The sequence below is a fragment of the Sphingomonas sp. genome (assembly GCF_965200105.1).
GTDB lineage: Bacteria > Pseudomonadota > Alphaproteobacteria > Sphingomonadales > Sphingomonadaceae > Solisphingomonas.
Genome location: NZ_CBDATN010000002.1, coordinates 815,272 through 831,789 on the forward strand (window position 1 = coordinate 815,272; position 16,518 = coordinate 831,789).

17 protein-coding genes and 1 pseudogene are annotated in these 16,518 nt (G+C 67.8%); 3 read left to right on the forward strand and 15 right to left on the reverse strand.

Features of this window, described 5'->3' with window-relative positions:
- Nucleotides 1–9: 9 nt before the first annotated feature.
- The 4 genes from ACOFKX_RS05265 to argB are packed head-to-tail and all read right to left on the reverse strand — an operon-like array spanning nt 10 to nt 2,806.
- Entirely contained in the window at nt 10–633 is a 624-nt protein-coding gene (locus tag ACOFKX_RS05265) for a MarC family protein (RefSeq protein ID WP_419826018.1), read from the reverse strand.
- Between the two features lie 28 nt (nt 634–661).
- Nucleotides 662–1,549, reverse strand: coding sequence for a bifunctional methylenetetrahydrofolate dehydrogenase/methenyltetrahydrofolate cyclohydrolase FolD (folD, locus tag ACOFKX_RS05270; protein WP_419826019.1), 888 nt, complete (start codon nt 1,547–1,549; stop codon nt 662–664).
- Nucleotides 1,546–1,851 (reverse strand): YggT family protein, encoded by a 306-nt coding sequence (locus tag ACOFKX_RS05275; protein WP_419826020.1) that lies wholly within the window; start codon nt 1,849–1,851, stop codon nt 1,546–1,548. The genes folD and ACOFKX_RS05275 overlap by 4 nt, the downstream gene beginning before the upstream one ends.
- Before the next feature lie 43 nt (nt 1,852–1,894).
- Complete coding sequence (argB, locus tag ACOFKX_RS05280) at nt 1,895–2,806, reverse strand: acetylglutamate kinase (protein ID WP_419826021.1); 912 nt, start codon at nt 2,804–2,806, stop codon at nt 1,895–1,897.
- On the opposite strand from argB, the gene ACOFKX_RS05285 reads away from it, so the two are divergent.
- Nucleotides 2,786–3,160, forward strand: coding sequence for a hypothetical protein (locus tag ACOFKX_RS05285; protein WP_419826022.1), 375 nt, complete (start codon nt 2,786–2,788; stop codon nt 3,158–3,160). The genes argB and ACOFKX_RS05285 overlap by 21 nt on opposite strands.
- Before the next feature lie 279 nt (nt 3,161–3,439).
- Here ACOFKX_RS05285 and ACOFKX_RS05290 read toward each other — a convergent pair whose 3' ends face one another.
- The 6 genes and pseudogenes from ACOFKX_RS05290 to ACOFKX_RS05315 all read right to left on the reverse strand — a co-directional run bounded on the left by ACOFKX_RS05290 (nt 3,440) and on the right by ACOFKX_RS05315 (nt 6,255).
- Nucleotides 3,440–4,081, reverse strand: a complete 642-nt coding sequence (locus ACOFKX_RS05290) for a hypothetical protein (RefSeq protein ID WP_419827430.1) — start codon at nt 4,079–4,081, stop codon at nt 3,440–3,442.
- A 95-nt stretch (nt 4,082–4,176) separates the two neighbouring features.
- A pseudogene (locus ACOFKX_RS05295) lies at nt 4,177–4,623 on the reverse strand (cytochrome c oxidase assembly protein); the annotation flags it as partial.
- A gap of 30 nt (nt 4,624–4,653) precedes the next feature.
- Nucleotides 4,654–4,899, reverse strand: a complete 246-nt coding sequence (locus ACOFKX_RS05300) for a hypothetical protein (protein ID WP_419826023.1) — start codon at nt 4,897–4,899, stop codon at nt 4,654–4,656.
- Nucleotides 4,887–5,441: a hypothetical protein gene (locus tag ACOFKX_RS05305; protein ID WP_419826024.1), complete on the reverse strand. Its 555-nt coding sequence runs from the start codon at nt 5,439–5,441 to the stop codon at nt 4,887–4,889. The genes ACOFKX_RS05300 and ACOFKX_RS05305 overlap by 13 nt, the downstream gene beginning before the upstream one ends.
- Nucleotide 5,442: 1 nt before the next feature.
- On the reverse strand, nt 5,443–5,754 hold the full coding sequence (locus ACOFKX_RS05310; protein WP_419826025.1) for a hypothetical protein: 312 nt from the start codon (nt 5,752–5,754) through the stop codon (nt 5,443–5,445).
- Nucleotides 5,755–6,120: 366 nt separating this feature from the next.
- Nucleotides 6,121–6,255 carry a hypothetical protein gene (locus ACOFKX_RS05315; protein WP_419826026.1) on the reverse strand — a complete coding sequence of 45 codons (135 nt, stop codon included), beginning with the start codon at nt 6,253–6,255 and terminating at the stop codon, nt 6,121–6,123.
- A gap of 879 nt (nt 6,256–7,134) precedes the next feature.
- Between ACOFKX_RS05315 and ACOFKX_RS05320 the strand changes: the two genes are divergently transcribed.
- Both ACOFKX_RS05320 and ACOFKX_RS05325 read left to right on the forward strand, forming a co-directional pair.
- Nucleotides 7,135–8,433 (forward strand): amidohydrolase family protein, encoded by a 1,299-nt coding sequence (locus ACOFKX_RS05320; protein WP_419826027.1) that lies wholly within the window; start codon nt 7,135–7,137, stop codon nt 8,431–8,433.
- Between the two features lie 701 nt (nt 8,434–9,134).
- Nucleotides 9,135–9,410: a hypothetical protein gene (locus ACOFKX_RS05325; RefSeq protein ID WP_419826028.1), complete on the forward strand. Its 276-nt coding sequence runs from the start codon at nt 9,135–9,137 to the stop codon at nt 9,408–9,410.
- Nucleotides 9,411–9,623: 213 nt separating this feature from the next.
- Here ACOFKX_RS05325 and ACOFKX_RS05330 read toward each other — a convergent pair whose 3' ends face one another.
- From ACOFKX_RS05330 to ACOFKX_RS05350, 5 genes are all read right to left on the reverse strand, one after another.
- The gene (locus ACOFKX_RS05330; protein ID WP_419827350.1) at nt 9,624–9,809 is read right to left on the reverse strand and encodes a hypothetical protein; all 186 of its coding nucleotides are present in this window, start codon (nt 9,807–9,809) and stop codon (nt 9,624–9,626) included.
- Nucleotides 9,810–10,122: 313 nt separating this feature from the next.
- Nucleotides 10,123–12,300 carry a putative bifunctional diguanylate cyclase/phosphodiesterase gene (locus tag ACOFKX_RS05335; protein WP_419826029.1) on the reverse strand — a complete coding sequence of 726 codons (2,178 nt, stop codon included), beginning with the start codon at nt 12,298–12,300 and terminating at the stop codon, nt 10,123–10,125.
- A gap of 223 nt (nt 12,301–12,523) precedes the next feature.
- A complete protein-coding gene (locus ACOFKX_RS05340; RefSeq protein WP_419826030.1) occupies nt 12,524–12,709 on the reverse strand; it encodes a hypothetical protein in 186 nt (61 codons plus the stop codon).
- A gap of 92 nt (nt 12,710–12,801) precedes the next feature.
- A complete protein-coding gene (locus tag ACOFKX_RS05345) occupies nt 12,802–14,241 on the reverse strand; it encodes an NAD-dependent succinate-semialdehyde dehydrogenase (protein WP_419826031.1) in 1,440 nt (479 codons plus the stop codon).
- A gap of 463 nt (nt 14,242–14,704) precedes the next feature.
- Nucleotides 14,705–16,501: an aminopeptidase P family protein gene (locus tag ACOFKX_RS05350; RefSeq protein WP_419827351.1), complete on the reverse strand. Its 1,797-nt coding sequence runs from the start codon at nt 16,499–16,501 to the stop codon at nt 14,705–14,707.
- Nucleotides 16,502–16,518 lie beyond the last annotated feature (17 nt).

Here is a 16,518-nt window from a genome sequence, read left to right on the forward strand (position 1 = left end):
GCGGCAGGACTAGCGGAACGCACCGCCGACCCCGTCGACGACATATTGCGCCGCCAGCGCGGCGAGCAGCACGCCGAGGAGACGGGTGATGACGCCCTCCACCCGCGGCCCCACCGCGCGCATGATCGTCCCCGCCGCGAGCAGCGCCAGCACCATCAGCATCAGCACCGCGCCGAGCGCCGCCAGCACCGTGGCATGCTCGGTCAGGCCGTGGCTGCGCCCCATCAGCAGCATGGCGGACGCGATCGAGCCAGGCCCCGCGATCATCGGCATCGCCATCGGGAAGACCGAGATGTCCTCCACCGGCTCCGGGGAATGCGCGACCTTGGACGCGCGCTCCTCGCGCTTCTGCGTGCGCTTCTCGAACACCATCTCCAGCGCGATCAGGAACAGCATGATGCCGCCCGCGATGCGAAAGGCGTCGAGGCTGATGCCGAGCACCTTGAGCAGAGGCTCGCCGATCAGCGCGAAGGCGAACAGGATCAGCGCCGCGATGAAGGTGGAACGCAGCGCCATGCCGCGCCGCTGCCGCGCGGACGCGCCGCCGGTCAGCCCCGCGAAGATCGGCGCACAGCCGGGCGGATCGATCACCACGAACAGCGTCACGAACGCCGAGAGGAAGTGCGAGAGCATCAGCCGCGCGCCCCGACGCCGCGCGCCGTCACAGGCCGGCCGGAACGGGCAGGCTGGCGTTGCGGTGCGCCGCCACCAGTGCGTTGCGCATCAGCACCGCGATCGTCATCGGGCCGACGCCGCCCGGCACCGGCGTGATCGCGCCCGCCACCTGGCCGGCCTCCTCGAACGCCACGTCACCGACGAGCCGCGTCCTGCCCTCGCCGGCAGCCACCCGGTTGATGCCGACGTCGATCACCGTCGCGCCGGACTTCAGCCAGTCGCCGCGCACGAAGCCGGCGCGGCCCACCGCCGCCACCACGATGTCGGCACCGCGCACGATCGCGGACAGGTTCCGCGTGCGTGAGTGCGCCACCGTCACCGTGCAGTTCCGCTGGAGGAGCAGCATCGCCATCGGCTTGCCGACGATGTTCGATCGCCCGATCACCACCGCGTCGAGACCGGACAGGTCGCCCAGCCGATCCTCCAGCAGCATGACGCAACCGAGCGGCGTGCAGGGCACGAAGCCGGGCTCGCCGATCGCGAGCCTGCCGACGTTGATCGCCGAGAAGCCGTCCACGTCCTTGTCGGGAGAGATGGCCGCGATCACGCGCGCCTCGTTGATCTGCGGCGGCAGAGGCAATTGGATGAGGATGCCGTCCACCGCCGGATCGGCGTTAAGCCGCGCAACGAGCGCGAGCAGCACCTCCTCGCTCGCGTCGGCCGGCAGCCGGTGGCTGAAGCTCGTCATCCCCGCGCCTTCCGTCGCCACCCCCTTGGAGCGGACGTAGACCTGGCTCGCCGCATCCTCGCCGACCAGCACTACCGCGAGGCCGGGCACGCGCCCCGCCTGCTCCCGGAACGCCGCGACGCCCGCCGCCACCCGTTCGCGAAGCGCCGCCGCGTGCGCCTTGCCGTCGATGATCTCCGCCGTCACGCGTAGTTCTGCGCCAGCAGCGAGGCGAAGATGTTGGGCAGCAGGATGCGCTGCAGGATGGTAATGAGCAACAGCACCACCATCGGCGCGAAATCGAGCCCGCCGAAGTCGGGCAGGATGCGGCGGATCGGCCGGTAGATCGGCTCGGTGACGCTGTCCAACCCGCGCACGAGCTGACGCACGAAGTCGTTGTGATGGTTGATGACGTTGAACGCGAACAGCCAGGACAGCACCACCTGGATCATGATGATCCAGAACAGCACGTTCAGCAGCAGCTGCAATATCTGGTAGATCGAGACCATTCGGACCCTCCGCTCGCCCGCTCCCTAGCCGAGCGCGGGCGGCCTATCCAGCGCGCACCAGCGTGCCGACGCCGGCGCGGGTGAAGATCTCCAGCAGTAGCGCGTGGCGCGTGCGACCGTCGAGGATCACGGCGGCGTCGACGCCCGCCTCCACCGCGCGCACGCACGTCTCCACCTTGGGGATCATGCCGCCCGATATCGTGCCGTTCTCGCGCAGCCGCGCCACCGTGGCGGGGGTGAGCTCCGGGATCAGCCGCTTGTCGCCGTCGAGCACGCCGGCCACGTCGGTGAGCAGGAAGAAGCGCGCCGCGCCCAGCGCGCCGGCGATCGCGCCCGCCATGGTGTCGGCGTTGATGTTGTAGGTGTGGCCGTCCTCGCCGATGCCGATCGGCGCCACCACCGGGATGAAGCCGGAGGCGGACAGCGTGTCGAGGATGGTGCGGTCGACATGCGCGGGCTCGCCAACGAAGCCCAGGTCGACGTGGCGCTCGATGCCCTGCAACCGGTCGGGCTCGGCGCGGCCGACCTTCTCGGCCACCACCAGCCGCGCGTCCTTGCCCGAGAGGCCCACTGCCTTGCCGCCAGCCTGCCCGATCCAGCCGACGATCTCCTTGTTGATCGATCCCGCGAGCACCATCTCGGCGATGTGCGCGGTCTCCGCGTCGGTCACGCGCAGGCCGTCGACAAAGCGGCTCTCGACGCCCAGCCGCTTCAGCATCGATCCGATCTGCGGGCCGCCGCCGTGGACGACCACGGGATTGATGCCCACCGCCTTCAGCAGCACCACGTCGTCGGCGAAGCTCTTTGCGAGATCGGGCGCGCCCATCGCGTGGCCGCCATATTTCACCACGAACGTCTTGCCCGCGTAGCGCTGGAGGTAGGGCAGCGCCTCGGTGAGCGTGCCCGCCTTGGCGAGTAGCGCGGGATCGGGGGCGTGGTCGGCGGCCTGCGTCATGCCGCCGCCCGTAGCGAGGCGGCGGCGGCAGGCAAGCGTTCAGATGCTGTGGGGCATTGTCGCCGCCAAGGTCGGGAGGGCCCGCACCGGCCGGCCGGACATCGCACAACCGCGCCGCCGCAATCGCCCGAACTGCGGCGCACCACCTGCGGCGCCTTGCTTTCGCCCTGCGACGCCATGGAGACCTGGATCGTGCAGGTGCGGCCACCGGCGGTGGCGCTGCTGATGCTGGTCCGCGCCAACGCCCCTAAGATGGCCTGCAACATGATGATCAGGCATGGCAGTCAAAGCCATGGCCGAGGCCGTGATACTGACGAGGCGAACGGCTTGCGCGCGAAACGTTCTTCGGGCTGATCTCGGGCACGCTATTCGGCAGCCGGTCTTACGAGACCTACAACGCCAACGTCGTCCGCGCGACCTACGAACTCGGATGCAAGGCCAGCCTCGGTCTGCAGAACCTGTGCTGGCCGCGGCTGCCGCCGAGGCGGCCAGCCGCCGGTTGCCTATGCTGGATGCGGTGCGCTGCCGCATCGACGAGGCCGTGGACATGGGCATGGGTGAGCGCGACCGGTCGGCCATGACCGATCGCACTCTCAACCACACCGAGTGGCGCGGTGATGATCACGATGCACGTCACTTATCCCGGAGACGCCGCCACGCGCTTCGACCACGACTATTACGTAACCAGCCACATCCCGCCTGTCCTTTGATGCAGGGCCGTCTACGGGCTCGTCTAGTGTGCGCCCGTCTTACCACCCGCAGATGGGGCGGGCACGATCGCGGTGGCCGGTTCCGCGACGAGGTCAAATTGCAGGCAGCGCCGGCCTCTCCGGAGACGCCGCGGGTCATAGCCGAGGTGGCCCGCTTCACCGACGCACAGCCGACGCAGACCCAGGCGACGGCGACCTGACGTCCGGCGATTACGCCTGCAGGCCGCATAGCCAGACACGTGAACGTTGTGAGCGGCGGGCCGACCATTCCCTCCACGCCCCATCCCCTGCCGATCTGGTGGCAGCTCGTGCAAACAAACCGGTCGATCGCGAGCTTTCCCATCGCATCATGGCCGCCCGTAATCTGCTCGGCGGTGATCCGCGCCTGCTCATCGTCCTGATAGTAGATCACGAACACCGATACCGGCGCCGCCAGCGCCGCCAGCGCCGCCAGGCCGAGCAGCACCAGCGCGATGCGCAGACTAGGGGGTCCGGCCACTTCCGATCGTGGCCGCGCCGACGCCAGCAGCGTCCGCACCAGCACCATCGCCGCGATGGCATGCATGAGCCCGCCCGGCACCCACATGAGTAGCCCGGCGAACTGCTGACCTCGGTCGACGTCAGACCGTACGGGGCTATGCCCAATCGCGCATAGCCGGCAGACCAGGGGCTGGTCGCGAAGGCCATCAGCGCCCCTAGCGCGCTCGATACCACCGGCGTCGCGAACGGGCACAAGGCCGCCAACGCCCACCCCGCGCCGGCGCTCGCCTGACCACCGCGACGGCCCATCATCGCGCTCCAGAACACCAGCGCGGAAACGATGAACGACAGGTGCTGCGCTGCACGCCACCTTTCGCTCGCCAGCGCGCGGTCGAACAAGGCAGGCGCATGCCACAGCCACAGCGCCGTCGCCTGAATCACCGTGGCGGGCACCGGCGCGCTCAGCCAGCTCCACGCGGTAGCCACCAGCCGGCTCGCACCAGCTTGGCCCAGCGCCTGTCGCCTTGACAGCGGCAACGCCCACAGCATCACCACCAGCGGCCGCGAAAACACCAGCAACGGCGCGGCGACTAGGATGCGCGGCAAACGACCGCTCTCCCGCCTCATGCAGAGGAGAGACCAGCGCTCCCGCCAGCGTCAGCCAGCTACCCGCGAAGCACCACGCCCGCCGCCGCAAGCCCGCTGCGCCACGTCCCGCCGCGCGTGCAGCCGCTTCCAGCCGCGCGCGAACAGGAGCGCCGACAGCAGCAGCGGCCCGGTGACCCACGGGTTCCACGTCCAGCTCGGGGCTTCGGCGTCGTGGACGTGCCCGCCATGCGTCGAGGCCGGCGCGGCCAACGCCAGCAGCGCCAGGCTCAGCAGCCATCCGCTCACCGCGCGCATGACGGCACGATCAGCGTGGCTCGGAACTGGAACACGATGGCGAGAGCGAAGATGCCGGCCACCAGCATCGCGACCCGCGACAGGCAGGCGCGCACCGACGGATGCTGATCATCGCCACGGCGCGCTTGCGGCCACGCCATCGCCGCCGCACCCGCGCAGGCGAGTAGGTTTGCCCCTCCCCAGGCCGGCCTCAACCACGCGCCCACTGCCGCGCATGACGCCCGCGGCGACGTGCCCAGCCCATATCGGTACGTCAACCATGCCAGCGGCGGCAGCAGCAGCAGCAGCAGCGCCAACCACGGGCGGACCCGGTCGAAGCGGGACGGCCGAGCGAACGCGTTCGTGCCAGCCGCGGCAACCAGTAGATCAGCCCGTAGATCGACAGCCACGCCACCACCACGACGCTCCAGTACCTGGCTTTGTCCTCGACATCGGCGAACTGGGTCGTCGCTCACCGAGTGCGTGTACAGCCACACCGATTGCACCGCCGTATCGCCGAGATCGGTGACGATGTGACTGGTGTGCAGCACCATCAGGTTCAAATCACCGAACCATAGGCGTCGTACCACCACGGCGCATGGAGGTGCTGCTGCTCGAATCAGCGCACCCCGCCAGCGCCAAACCGATCAGTGTCATCAGCAGCGTGCCAAGGCGCACGCCGGCCGCGTTCCTGTTGCGCGCCTGCCGCAGCACCCACAAGTTGGGCACCTTGCTGAGTAAGAGTCCCGCGGCGAAGATGCCACTCCACATGAGGTCCGGCAGCCGGTCGCCTGTCATCGGCCAGCCGCGACTCTGGCTGCGCAGGTACAGGTAGCAGCCGGCGGCGAGCGGAAAGCCCGTGCCCTCGATCAGCATGAAGCCGATATTGCCCACCAGACGAGGTGGCGGGAGCCCGACGCGCTGTCGGGCAGGCCGGACACGTCGCTGACGATCCTGGTGGCAACGGCGTCGCTCACGCCCAGGCCCTCAGCGGGCCGGTGGTGGCGCGCTCATGCTGCGGCCAGAACCACGCGATCAGCGCAGCCGCGATCGGCAGCGCGCTCCACACGATCGCTCAGGGCGTGAAGATGCTGGCCACGAACATGCCCGTTACCGCCAGCGCGGCGATTAAGGGCCACAGCGACGGCCCCCGGTCGGCGGGCTCAACCTCGGGCGCTGCGCCAAGGTCGCCGGGACCGCGCGCCCGCCACACTCCCACCCCAGGAAGCCGATCACCAGCAGTTAGACGATGCCACAGATCACCAGCATCAACCCGAGCAGCCCATAAAGGCTGCCCGCCGGATTGAGTGGCGTCTGGATGCCTGCGCATCCACCGGGCAGCAGGCAAGCGGGGATCAGCAGCGCCGTACGCCTCACCGCTCAGCTTCTGAGCAAGTTGCGCCCTGCGGCTCCGCCGGTTCGGCGTGATCCTGCCGACGGCGTTTGTCGGGCGGAAATTTGGGCAGATCAGGAAGATAGGCCGTGATCTGCCAAATCTGTTCGGTCGGAATACGCTCGCCATAGCCCGGCAGCGGACCAGGATGGCCTGCGCGATGAAGCGATATACCTGATCGAGGCCGCCGCCATGGCGCCACGCAGTATCGCCAAGCGCTAGAACACCCTTGGCGCCCGACGCGAGACACGCACCGCAGCCGTACCAGGTGAAATACCGTCCCCTTGGGATATCTGGTGAACATGTCTTAATACTGCGGTGCCCGCGGGTCTGCAGTGCCACGAGGCGAAGTCTGCGGCTGATACGCGTCCAGCGTCCGCGTTTCCTTGCTGCATTCAGCAAGGCACACTGCCAACAGCGCAGCACGGAGCCAGAACCGTGGAAGCCATGGGCGCCGCATTCCCAGAATGCGACCGCTGGTCAAGAGGCGGATCCCCCGCTAACTCAGGTCAGACCGGGTCCTTGTTTGCCAGCGTCGACCCACAAGCGCCCTTCCCGGCGGTTTTCCACCGCCCGCGTTTAGACACTCTTTCCTGTCGGACGCCGACCAACTTCGTGTATCAACGCCCTTCGCGAGCAACAATCGGCGGACGTCAGAGGATGATGGACTGCGTTTGGTCGATCGGTCAGTCGATCGTCCACACGCACGCACGATCTATCGTCAAGCAAGCGAACGGATGCGCGTGTTGGATCGCGCGCTGCACCGGCTCGTTAGCGGGAGGAGCAGCGAAGACGGGCGCTGCGGTGGCCGACACGGCAAATTATCAGGCGGCGGCGCGAGCAGAAGAGAGGCGGCAAGCGACATGGGCTGGAAGGTGTTCGTCGCGTGGGCAACAGGCGTGCTGTCGCTCGCCCCGGCGAGCGCCCAGGACCATCCCGTTCTAATCCACGGAGCCCGCGTCTTCGACGGCACGAGGATGCTCGGCAGGCGCGACGTCCTACTAGCGAATGGGCGCATAGCCGCGCTCGGCAAGATGCTCGGCGCGCCGGCGAACGCCGAGGTGATCGACAGTCGCGGCCGGACACTCATCCCCGGCCTGATCGACGGCCACGTGCACGTCTTCCCGGGAGCGCAGAGCGACGCGCTTCGGTTCGGCGTGACGACGATGTTCGACATGTACTCGGTGGCCGGTGCCGCTACGATCGAAGGCTGGCGCCAGCAGCGCTCCTCATACAGCAGGGTCGCCGAGGCCGACACCTTCACCGCCGGCATCGGCGCGACCCCGCCGGGCGGACATCCGACCGAGCTGTTCGCGGGCCAGGCCGACATCCCCATGCCGCCGACGCTCGCTGCGGGCGCCGACTCGGGCGCGTTCATGGCAGCGCGCGTCGCTGGCGGATCCGACTACATCAAGATCCTTCAAGATGACGGCGCCCGCCCGGGACGTCCAGCCTCGCTCCCCGCTTTCAGCCCAGCGCGCTTCGCCGCCGTCATCCGGTCCGCCAAAGCGACGGGCAAGCTGGTCGTCGTCCACGTCCAGCAGCTTGCCGACGCTCGCGTGGCCGCCGCCGGCGACGTCGACGTGATTGAGCATGCAATCTGCGACGCGCTCCTCGACCCGACGCTCGTACGATCGATCGTGACCAAGGGCGTCGCTCAGACCGCGACGCTCGCGGTCTACGATGGCGTATCCGGTGCGGACGACGCGCGCCGGTTGGCTGCGGATCCTGCCGTGGCGCCGTACCTCTCGGACACGCAGCGCGGCATGCTCGCTCTAGTCTGGCCACGGCCGAGATTTGGCGAGTTCGCGACGGCGCTCGCCAACACGCGAACGCTCGCTCGTGCCGGTGCGGTGATGATCGCCGGGACGGACGCTCCCAATCCAACTACGGCGTTCGGACCCTCGCTGCACCTCGAACTCGCCCTTCTAGTGCGAGCCGGGCTCACCCCTGTACAAGCGCTCGCGGCCGCAACGTCGGCACCGGCCCGTATCTTCAAGACGCCGGACCGCGGCCGCATCGCGGAGGGGATGCGGGCAGACCTGGTTCTCGTCGAGGGCGATCCGACAAAGAGGATCACCGACAGCCGCCGCATCGTGACAATCTGGAAGAACGGCTACATCGTCGATCGTCGACCCGTTCCTGCACCGCGGCGTAGCTGACGGGCGGTCGCGAGGACCCATACTCGATCGTTCACGGTCCTCACTTACGCTCCCCAGCTTCGGACGTTCGTTGCACGTGATGGAGGCGGGCAAACGGCGACACGCCTCGCGCTGCCGCAGCATCGCGGCATCGCGCTGGTCGACGCGCTCGTCCAGGCACGCACGAATGGCCCCGACGCTGCCTGGTTCGCCGGCCTCGCCGACGAATGGCGCGCGCGGGTCGAGGCCTAAATCGCCGAGCCCGGTAACCCAGTGACGATTCCTGCTTAGCAAGCGGGCATGGCCAACAGAAAGTGATCCTGACCCTCTACTACAGCCCCGGGGACAATCGGTGCCGCGGTCGGTGTTCCAGGCGTTGCGCTCGCGCACTCTGCATTCTGTCCTTCCTGCGGGCCGGAAGGGACGCCCAACACGCTCGATCACTACTTGCACAAGGAGGCCTATCCGCATTTCGCAGTCACGCCTTCGAACCTCACGCCGATGTATCACATCTGTCAGATGATTAGGGCGAGCAGACGCTCGGTCCCAATGATCGCCGCATTTACCTCCATTCTATCTCGACTGAGTCCTGACTGCACAGGCATTGTGACTGGTGATTGAGCGCCCGCTGGAAGCCCGCGAGGAAAGATCTGAGCGCCTTATCAATAGTTTTGAAGCTAGAGCCAAGCTACGGCCATTTCTTCCGTGATAATCATATTCGCTTGCTCGAGCTGGCGCGCAGCGCGCGCCAGTCAGTGCAGGACGTTTCCGCACTGACCACGACTTTCCGATCATTTCACGCCGGTCGTGCCGCCAATGTCTGGCGGCACATCTTTTTCGCCGCCATCGCGAAGGACGAGAAGCTGCTCGACTATCTGGCAATGGCGAGATCCCCGACCAGCTTCGAGCGGATCCGGGCCGCGCACGCCTCGCCTACTGAAAACTCTTGCGCAAGCCCGCCGACCCGTCGTGCCGATTCCGGAGCGCACACCGGCTGAACGTACTCACGACATCACGCCAGATCGGTTTGGCCATCTCCGCTCTATGTTCGTAGGCCTCGTCATCATTAGGTCGTTGGGAAATACGACGATCACTTAAACTTACACCGTGTGTGATTATCGCCTCAGTTTCGATCGCGACGGCATCTCAAGATCGTCGAGGAGCGGCTTTACTCAATCGCCAGCCTCTACCGACGACGCGGAGACGCTGTCCTACATCCTGCTTCGGCTCGCGCGGGATTCGCTTGTTCTCGTTGCCGTCGTACTCCCCTGGGCACTCACAGCGTAGACGCGGCTCGTCCAGCCGTCCCGTCTTGCCTCGACATACTGAGCGAGCAGCGGCAGCTTATGCCTGAGGACGTCCGCGGAGCCAGACCCTCGCCCTCCGCCTTGTCCCAGGCGCTGACCATCACGACGACCCTACGGCCCGAATGGCCCACGGGAGCATGCGAGATCTACTATAGAAGATCGACAAGCTGCACCTTCGTCGGCGCAAACCTAGGATCCCACTCCTTCGGCGTCGCCTCCCCTTTCTGACCGCCCGTTGCCCTCTTATGGACGGCGGGCGGTCGATCCGCCATGATCAGGCGGTAAGCTCGGGCCGGCGGACGACATCGTGGGCGGCGGCGTGGCCGCCGAACTGCTGTAGCGCGATCACCGGCTCGGCCATGGTGCCGGCTTCGCCTCGACGCAGGCTCGCGCGTCGCGACGACTACGCGGCCATGGCCAAGCGGTCCCGCATGTACGGGTAAAGCTTCGCGGCGGTCATCGGTTTCCCGTGCAGGAAGCCCTGCACGGAACCGCACCCGCAGGCGCGGAGCAGATCGAGCTGAGCCTCGGTTTCGACCCCCTCGGCGATGACGTCGACGCCCAGACTGGTAGCGAGATACACCATCGCGTTGACGACGGCCGCGTCGGCGCGATCGCTGCAGATGTCTTGGATGAAGCTGCGGTCGATCTTGAGCCGGGTCAATGGATAGCGCTTGAGAACGCTGAGCGAGGCGTAGCCCGTTCCGAAGTCGTCGAAAGCGATGCCGACGCCCATCGCGCGAAGCGAACGCAGCGGTGCGAGCATCGTGTCGTCGTGTCGCAGCGCGATATTCTCGGTGATCTCCAGCTCGAGGCCGTCCGCCGGCAGCCCGGCCCTGTCGAGAACGTCCCGCACGTCCTGGGCAAGGCTTCCCGTCCGGAACTGGGCGCCGAACAGGTTCACCCCCATCACCAGCCCAGGCATGAGGCGCCGGAGGTTCACCGCCTCGCGGCACGCTTCCTCCATCACCCAGTTGCCGATCTCGGGCGCGAGGAGGCCGTTCTCGATCGTCGGCAGGAAACGATCCGGTGTCAGCAGGCCATGCTCGGGATGTCGCCACCGCAGCAACGCCTCGACGCCGAGGAGCCTGCGATCGGAGATACGGACCTGCGGCTGGTAGTGAAGCTCGAACTCGTTGCGTTCGAGCGCGCGGCGAAGCTCGCTCTCGAAGGCGCGGCGGCTGATCGCCGCGTCACGCAGGCGCGGCGCGAAGAAGCGACGGCAGTTCCTCCCCTCGTTCTTGGCTTGGTACATGGCGAGGTCCGCCGCGGACAGGAGATCCTCGGCGTAGAGCCCGTCCTTCGGGCTGAAGGCCATGCCGATGCTCGCGCCGATGTGCACGGCCTGGCCGTCCACGACGCAGGGCGCGCCGATCGCGGCGATCATGCAGTCCGCCTCGTGCGCGACGGTCTCGCCGTCGGGGCGGCCCGGCATCACCACCGCAAACTCGTCGCCGCCGAGGCGAGCGACGGTGTCGATCGACCGCACGCACTGCAGAAGGCGCTGCGCGACTTGGCGCAGCACGCGGTCGCCCGCGGTGTGGCCGAGCGTGTCGTTGACGTTCTTGAAGCCGTCGAGATCGATCATGAGGATCGCGATCGGCTCCTCCGCCTTCGCGCAATCGGCTATCCGGCTCAACAGCACCGCCCGGTTCGGCAGATCCGTCAGGCTGTCGCGATGCGCCAGCTTGAACAGCCGCTCCTCGTTCGCGCGCCGCTCGCTGATGTCGCGGATGATCGCGCCAAAGCTCGCCTGCCCGCCTTCCTTCCACATCGAGAGCGACAATTCGATCGGGAACTCCGTTCCGTCCTGATGGGCGGCCTCCAGTTCGACGGTTTTGCCGACCAGTCGAGGCGCTCCGCCGGCGGCGACCCGCTTGAGACCTCCGCCATGGCCGCCCCGCATCCGCTCCGGCACGATCAGGTCGAGGCTCGACCCGATCGCCTGCTCGGATCGGAAGCCGAACAGGCGCTCGCAACCGGCGTTGAAGAAGGTGATCCGCCCCTCGCTGTCCGCGCAGATGATGCCGTCGGGCGACGTCGCGGCGATGTTCTCGAAGCGTGACTGGCCGATGGCGCCCGCGACCGCGAGACGGCGCATCTCCAGCCGATCCACCACGATATCGGCCAGCGATCGCAGGTCATCACGCTCGCGATCGCCGAGCCCGTTTCGCGGGCGACGGTCGATGATGCAGAACGAGCCGATCGCGTGGCCGCTCGGCGCCCGGAGCGGCACGCCCGCGTAGAACCGTATCAGTGGGTCCCCCGTCACGAGGGGATTGGTCGCGAAGCGAACGTCGAGCGTGGCGTCCGGCACGACGAAGATGTCGTCCTGCGCGATCGCGTGCGCGCAGAAGGAGACGGCGCGGTCGGTGCCGCAGACGTCCAAGCCCACACGAGCCTTGAAGAATTGAGAGTCGCGCTCGACAAGCGACACCAAGGCGATCGGCACGTCGAACAGGCGTGTCGCGAACCGCACGATCTCATCCAGGTTGACGTCGTCGGTGCCGCTCAGGAGATCATATTCGGCGAGGGCCGCGAGCCGGTCGTCCTCGTTGAAGAGATGGGGCGCCGAACGCATGTCCAAACCTGCCTACCGCGATCAGCGCCCTCCTAAATCCCGATCATCAAAGGCGCGTTAACAGCGCCCTCTCGCTGCACCATCCTACGCGGCAAGGCCGAGGAGAGGAATCGGTGGCATAATGCGTTGCACAGCGCGACGTTATGAGCAGTTTCCGCCATACCCACGCCCGCGACCCGACCAGACTTGATGACCGGGGCAATCCTGTCCCGTCACCCTGCCGTCAGGTAACCTGGCTAAGGTCGGATTTCGCGATCACCCAGTTCGGCACCAGCGAAAGACGGCTTTCGACCGCATCACCATCTCCAACGACTATCGTCGCGTAGCGCCCTGGTATGGCCGAACCGCGCGCGCGACGTTGCCCGATGGTTCTGGTCGCCACCGTCACCGAAATTCCGTAATCAGCCATCTCGGCACGCAGCCGATGGGAGATTAACCTGCAGCTACCCTCGATGTCGGCCGCCCCGCCGTGAGTGGCTGAAGGGCGGTCAGCCGCCTGTCTCAAGCATTCGCGATCACCACCGCGCGAGTGTTGAGATAGGCCTCCAGCGCCTCAGGTCCGCCCTCGGTGCCATAGCCCGAGTCCTTGATACCGCCAAACGGCAGCTCTGCCGTACCTGCTGCTGGAGTGTTCACCCAGAGCATGCCCACTTCCACCCGGCGGGTCAGCAGATCGGCGTTGGCGAGTGACGTGGTAAAGGCATAGCCGGCAAGGCCGTACGACAGTCGGTTCGCCTCGGAGATGGCCTCCTCCAGCCGGGAGAAGCTGCGGACGCCAGCGACCGGGCCGAACGGCTCGTCGTTGAACAGCCGTGCTTCCAGCGGCACGTTGGTAAGCACGGTAGGCTGCCAGAAGTTGCCGGTGTCGCCGATCCGCGCGCCACCGGTCAGGACGGTGGCACCCCGCTCGACGGCGTCCCGCTGAAACTCGGCCATTGCCGCCAGCCGGCGGGGGTTGGCGAGCGGGCCCATCTGCGTCCCCTCGGCAAGACCATCGCCGACCTTGATGCCGCGTGCGAGTTCAGCCAGCCTCCCCTCGAAGTCTTGCTTGAGGCTATCGTGGACGAGAAAGCGCGTCGGCGAGATGCAGACCTGACCGGCATTGCGGAACTTGGCGGCGCCGGCGCTCTTCACGGCGAGAGCGACATCGGCATCCTCGCAGACGATGACCGGCGCATGTCCGCCCAGCTCCATCGATACGCGCTTCATGTGCTGGCCGGCCATCCCTGCCAGCAGCTTGCCGACCGGAGTCGAGCCGGTGAAGGTGATCTTGCGGATGACTGGACTGGCGATGAGATAGTCCGAGATATCGGCGGGATCGCCAAACACGAGGCCGAGCACGCCCTCGGGAAGACCGGCGTCCTGAAAAGCTCGGATCAGCGCCGCCGGGCTCGCCGGCGTCTCCTCAGGCGCCTTGACGATCATCGAGCAACCGGCGGCTAGCCCCGCGCCGATCTTGCGCACGATCTGGTTGATCGGAAAGTTCCACGGCGTGAAGGCCGCGACCGGCCCGACGGGATCCTTGAGCACCATCTGGCGGATGGCGGTGTTGCTGCGATGGGGGACCAGCCGACCGTAAACGCGAAAGCCTTCTTCGGCGAACCACTCCAGGATGTCCGCGGCGGCCAGCGCCTCGCCCTTCGCTTCGGTGAGCGGCTTGCCCTGCTCCTGCGTGAGCACTCCAGCAATGGCGTCGGCGCGCTCGCGCACCAGCACCGCGGCCGCGCGCATGACCTTGCTGCGCTGCGCTGGCATGTAGTCGCGCCACGTCTCGAACCCGAGCTGAGCCGCCTCGATCGCCCGGTCAAGGTCAGCCCGCCCGGCGCGCGCCACTCGGCCGATCTCCTGCCCCGTGGCGGGATTGCGGATAGGCATCGATCGTCCGTCGGCGGCATCGCGCCACCTCCCTCCAACGAAGAGCTGAGTGTCGGGATAGACCATCAGTTTATTCTCCAGCCGGCGTGCCGCGCGTTGCGTTGGAGCTCCGGTTCGCCTGCGCAAGCTCATAACCGGCGTGAGTGGATTTGCCAGCCGACGAACCGGGGCTGACGCCTGGTCGCGCGGAAGCCGGAGTAGCGGCTTGCGGTCTCGCTCTCAGCAAGGCGCAGGGTGGATCCGCACCGCTCGCCAAGCACGATCGCCTCGCAGATGATCAGCCTCCAGGTCCGACGCAAGAAGTACGTGCGGTCCCGCACTTCCGAGAAGCCGGTTCCCAGGCCTATGCGGAACGGTCCGCAGGCGGAGGAAGACAACGTCCAATCCTTCGACAACCCCCGCCGCACCACCGCGCTACGACAAGCCCGCAGCGACGTTCGTTCCCGCCGTCAGCCTCTTCGCCGCCATATCAGGCGATCGGCAGCAGCCGGAGCGGACGTAACACCAAGATCCACGCCATCACGGCCGATCAGAGCGGAGCCGCCGCGCGGCCCAGCCAGTCCGCCACGTCGGCGGGCACCAGCGGGCCGATCTCCGCCAGCACGCGCGCGTGATAGGCGTCGATCCAGTCGCGCTCGGCGGGCGTCAGCAGCGCAAGGTCGATCAGTCGCCGGTCGATCGGTGCCAGCGTCAGCGTCTCGAAGCCGAGCACCGGCTTCTCGGCGCCCGCCACCGCGCGCTCCGCCACGCGTATCAGGTTCTCGACGCGGATGCCCCAGTGGCCGGCCTTGTAGTAACCGGGCTCGTTGGACAGGATCATGCCGGCGCGCAGCGGCTCGTCGCCGCCAGCCTGGCCGCCGCTGAGCGCGGCAATGCGCTGCGGCCCCTCATGGACCGAGAGATAGTGGCCGACGCCGTGACCGGTGCCGTGCGCGTAATCGAGCCCCGCCGCCCACAGATGCTGCCGCGCCAGCGTGTCGAGCTGGCCGCCGCGCGTGCCCGCCGGGAACAGCGCGGTGGCGAGCGCGATATGGCCCTTGAGCACGCGGGTGAAGCGATCGCGCATCTCGGCCGTCGGCTCGCCGATGGCGATCGTGCGCGTGATGTCGGTCGTCCCGTCCTCATACTGGGCGCCCGAATCCACGAGGTAGAGCGTGCCCGCCTCGATCGGGCGCACCGTCTTCTCGGTGACGCGATAATGGACGACGGCGCCGTTGGGGCCGCTGCCCGAGATGGTGTCGAACGACAGGTCGCGCAGCGCGCCGGTCTCGGCGCGGAACGCCTCCAGCCGCGCGGCGGCGCTGAGCTCAGTCTCGCCGCCCACCGCCGCGGCGACGGTGTCGACCCAGTGGAGAAAGCGCGTCACCGCCGCGCCGTCGCGCAGGTGCGCGGCAACGATCCCGGCGATCTCGGCCTCGTTCTTGATCGCCTTGGGCAGCACCACCGGATCGCGCCGCTCGACGATCTTGGCGCCCGCGCTCTCCAGCCGCTCGAAGATCGCGGCGACGGCGCGATCGGGATCGACCGACACGCGCTGTCCGGAAAGCGCGTCGAGCGAGGCGGCGAACGCCTCGCGCGGGCGCACCGCCACCGCGTTGCCGAGATGGGCCAGCACCGTCTCGTCCACCTTGGCGGGATCGACGAACAGCTCGGCGGTCGCATTCGCCCGCACGAGCGCGTAGGCGAGCGCGACCGGGGTGTGGGCGACATCCCGCCCGCGCACGTTGAACGCCCAGGCGATCGAATCGAGCGCGCAGAGCACCACCGCGTCGGTGTCCTTCGCGGCGAGAGCATCGGCGATATCCTGACGCTTCAGCGCGGAGGAGCGGCCCGCAAGCGCGTCCGGCTGCACCACCAGCCGCGCCGTGGAAGGCTCGGGCCGATCCGCCCAGACCGCGTCGACCGGGTTGCTCTCCACCGCCACCATCTCGGCGCCGTTCGCGGCCAGCGCGCCGCGCGCCGCCTCGACATTGGCCTTCGTGTGCAACCACGGATCATAGCCGATCCGCGCGCCCGGCCGGGCATGGTCGCGCAACCACTTGGCGACCGAGGTCTCGGGCACCGACTGGTAGCTCCAGGTGTCCGCCGACACCTGGTCGCGCACCTGGAGGGTGTAGCGCCCGTCGACGAAGATCGCCGCCTCCTCCGGCAGCACGACGGCGGCGCCGGCCGAGCCCTCGAACCCGGTCAGCCACAGGAGGCGCTGCGCGTAGGCACCGACATATTCGGAGAGATGCTCGTCGGTGAGCGGCACGACGAAGCCGTCGAGACGGCGGCGGGCGAGTTCCTCGCGCAGCAGGCGCAGGCGATCGGCATGGCTGGACATGACCGACAGATAGGCGG

Coding starts and splice junctions, on each gene's coding strand:
- ACOFKX_RS05265 (WP_419826018.1), bottom strand. CDS start 633: ATGCTCTCGCACTTCCTCTCGGCGTTCGTGACGCTGTTCGTGGTGATC.
- ACOFKX_RS05275 (WP_419826020.1), bottom strand. CDS start 1,851: ATGGTCTCGATCTACCAGATATTGCAGCTGCTGCTGAACGTGCTGTTC.
- argB (WP_419826021.1), bottom strand. CDS start 2,806: ATGACGCAGGCCGCCGACCACGCCCCCGATCCCGCGCTACTCGCCAAG.
- ACOFKX_RS05290 (WP_419827430.1), bottom strand. CDS start 4,081: ATGCATGCCATCGCGGCGATGGTGCTGGTGCGGACGCTGCTGGCGTCG.
- ACOFKX_RS05300 (WP_419826023.1), bottom strand. CDS start 4,899: ATGCGCGCGGTGAGCGGATGGCTGCTGAGCCTGGCGCTGCTGGCGTTG.
- ACOFKX_RS05310 (WP_419826025.1), bottom strand. CDS start 5,754: ATGCTGATCGAGGGCACGGGCTTTCCGCTCGCCGCCGGCTGCTACCTG.
- ACOFKX_RS05320 (WP_419826027.1), top strand. CDS start 7,135: ATGGGCTGGAAGGTGTTCGTCGCGTGGGCAACAGGCGTGCTGTCGCTC.
- ACOFKX_RS05335 (WP_419826029.1), bottom strand. CDS start 12,300: ATGCGTTCGGCGCCCCATCTCTTCAACGAGGACGACCGGCTCGCGGCC.
- ACOFKX_RS05340 (WP_419826030.1), bottom strand. CDS start 12,709: ATGGCTGATTACGGAATTTCGGTGACGGTGGCGACCAGAACCATCGGG.
- ACOFKX_RS05345 (WP_419826031.1), bottom strand. CDS start 14,241: ATGGTCTATCCCGACACTCAGCTCTTCGTTGGAGGGAGGTGGCGCGAT.
- ACOFKX_RS05350 (WP_419827351.1), bottom strand. CDS start 16,501: ATGTCCAGCCATGCCGATCGCCTGCGCCTGCTGCGCGAGGAACTCGCC.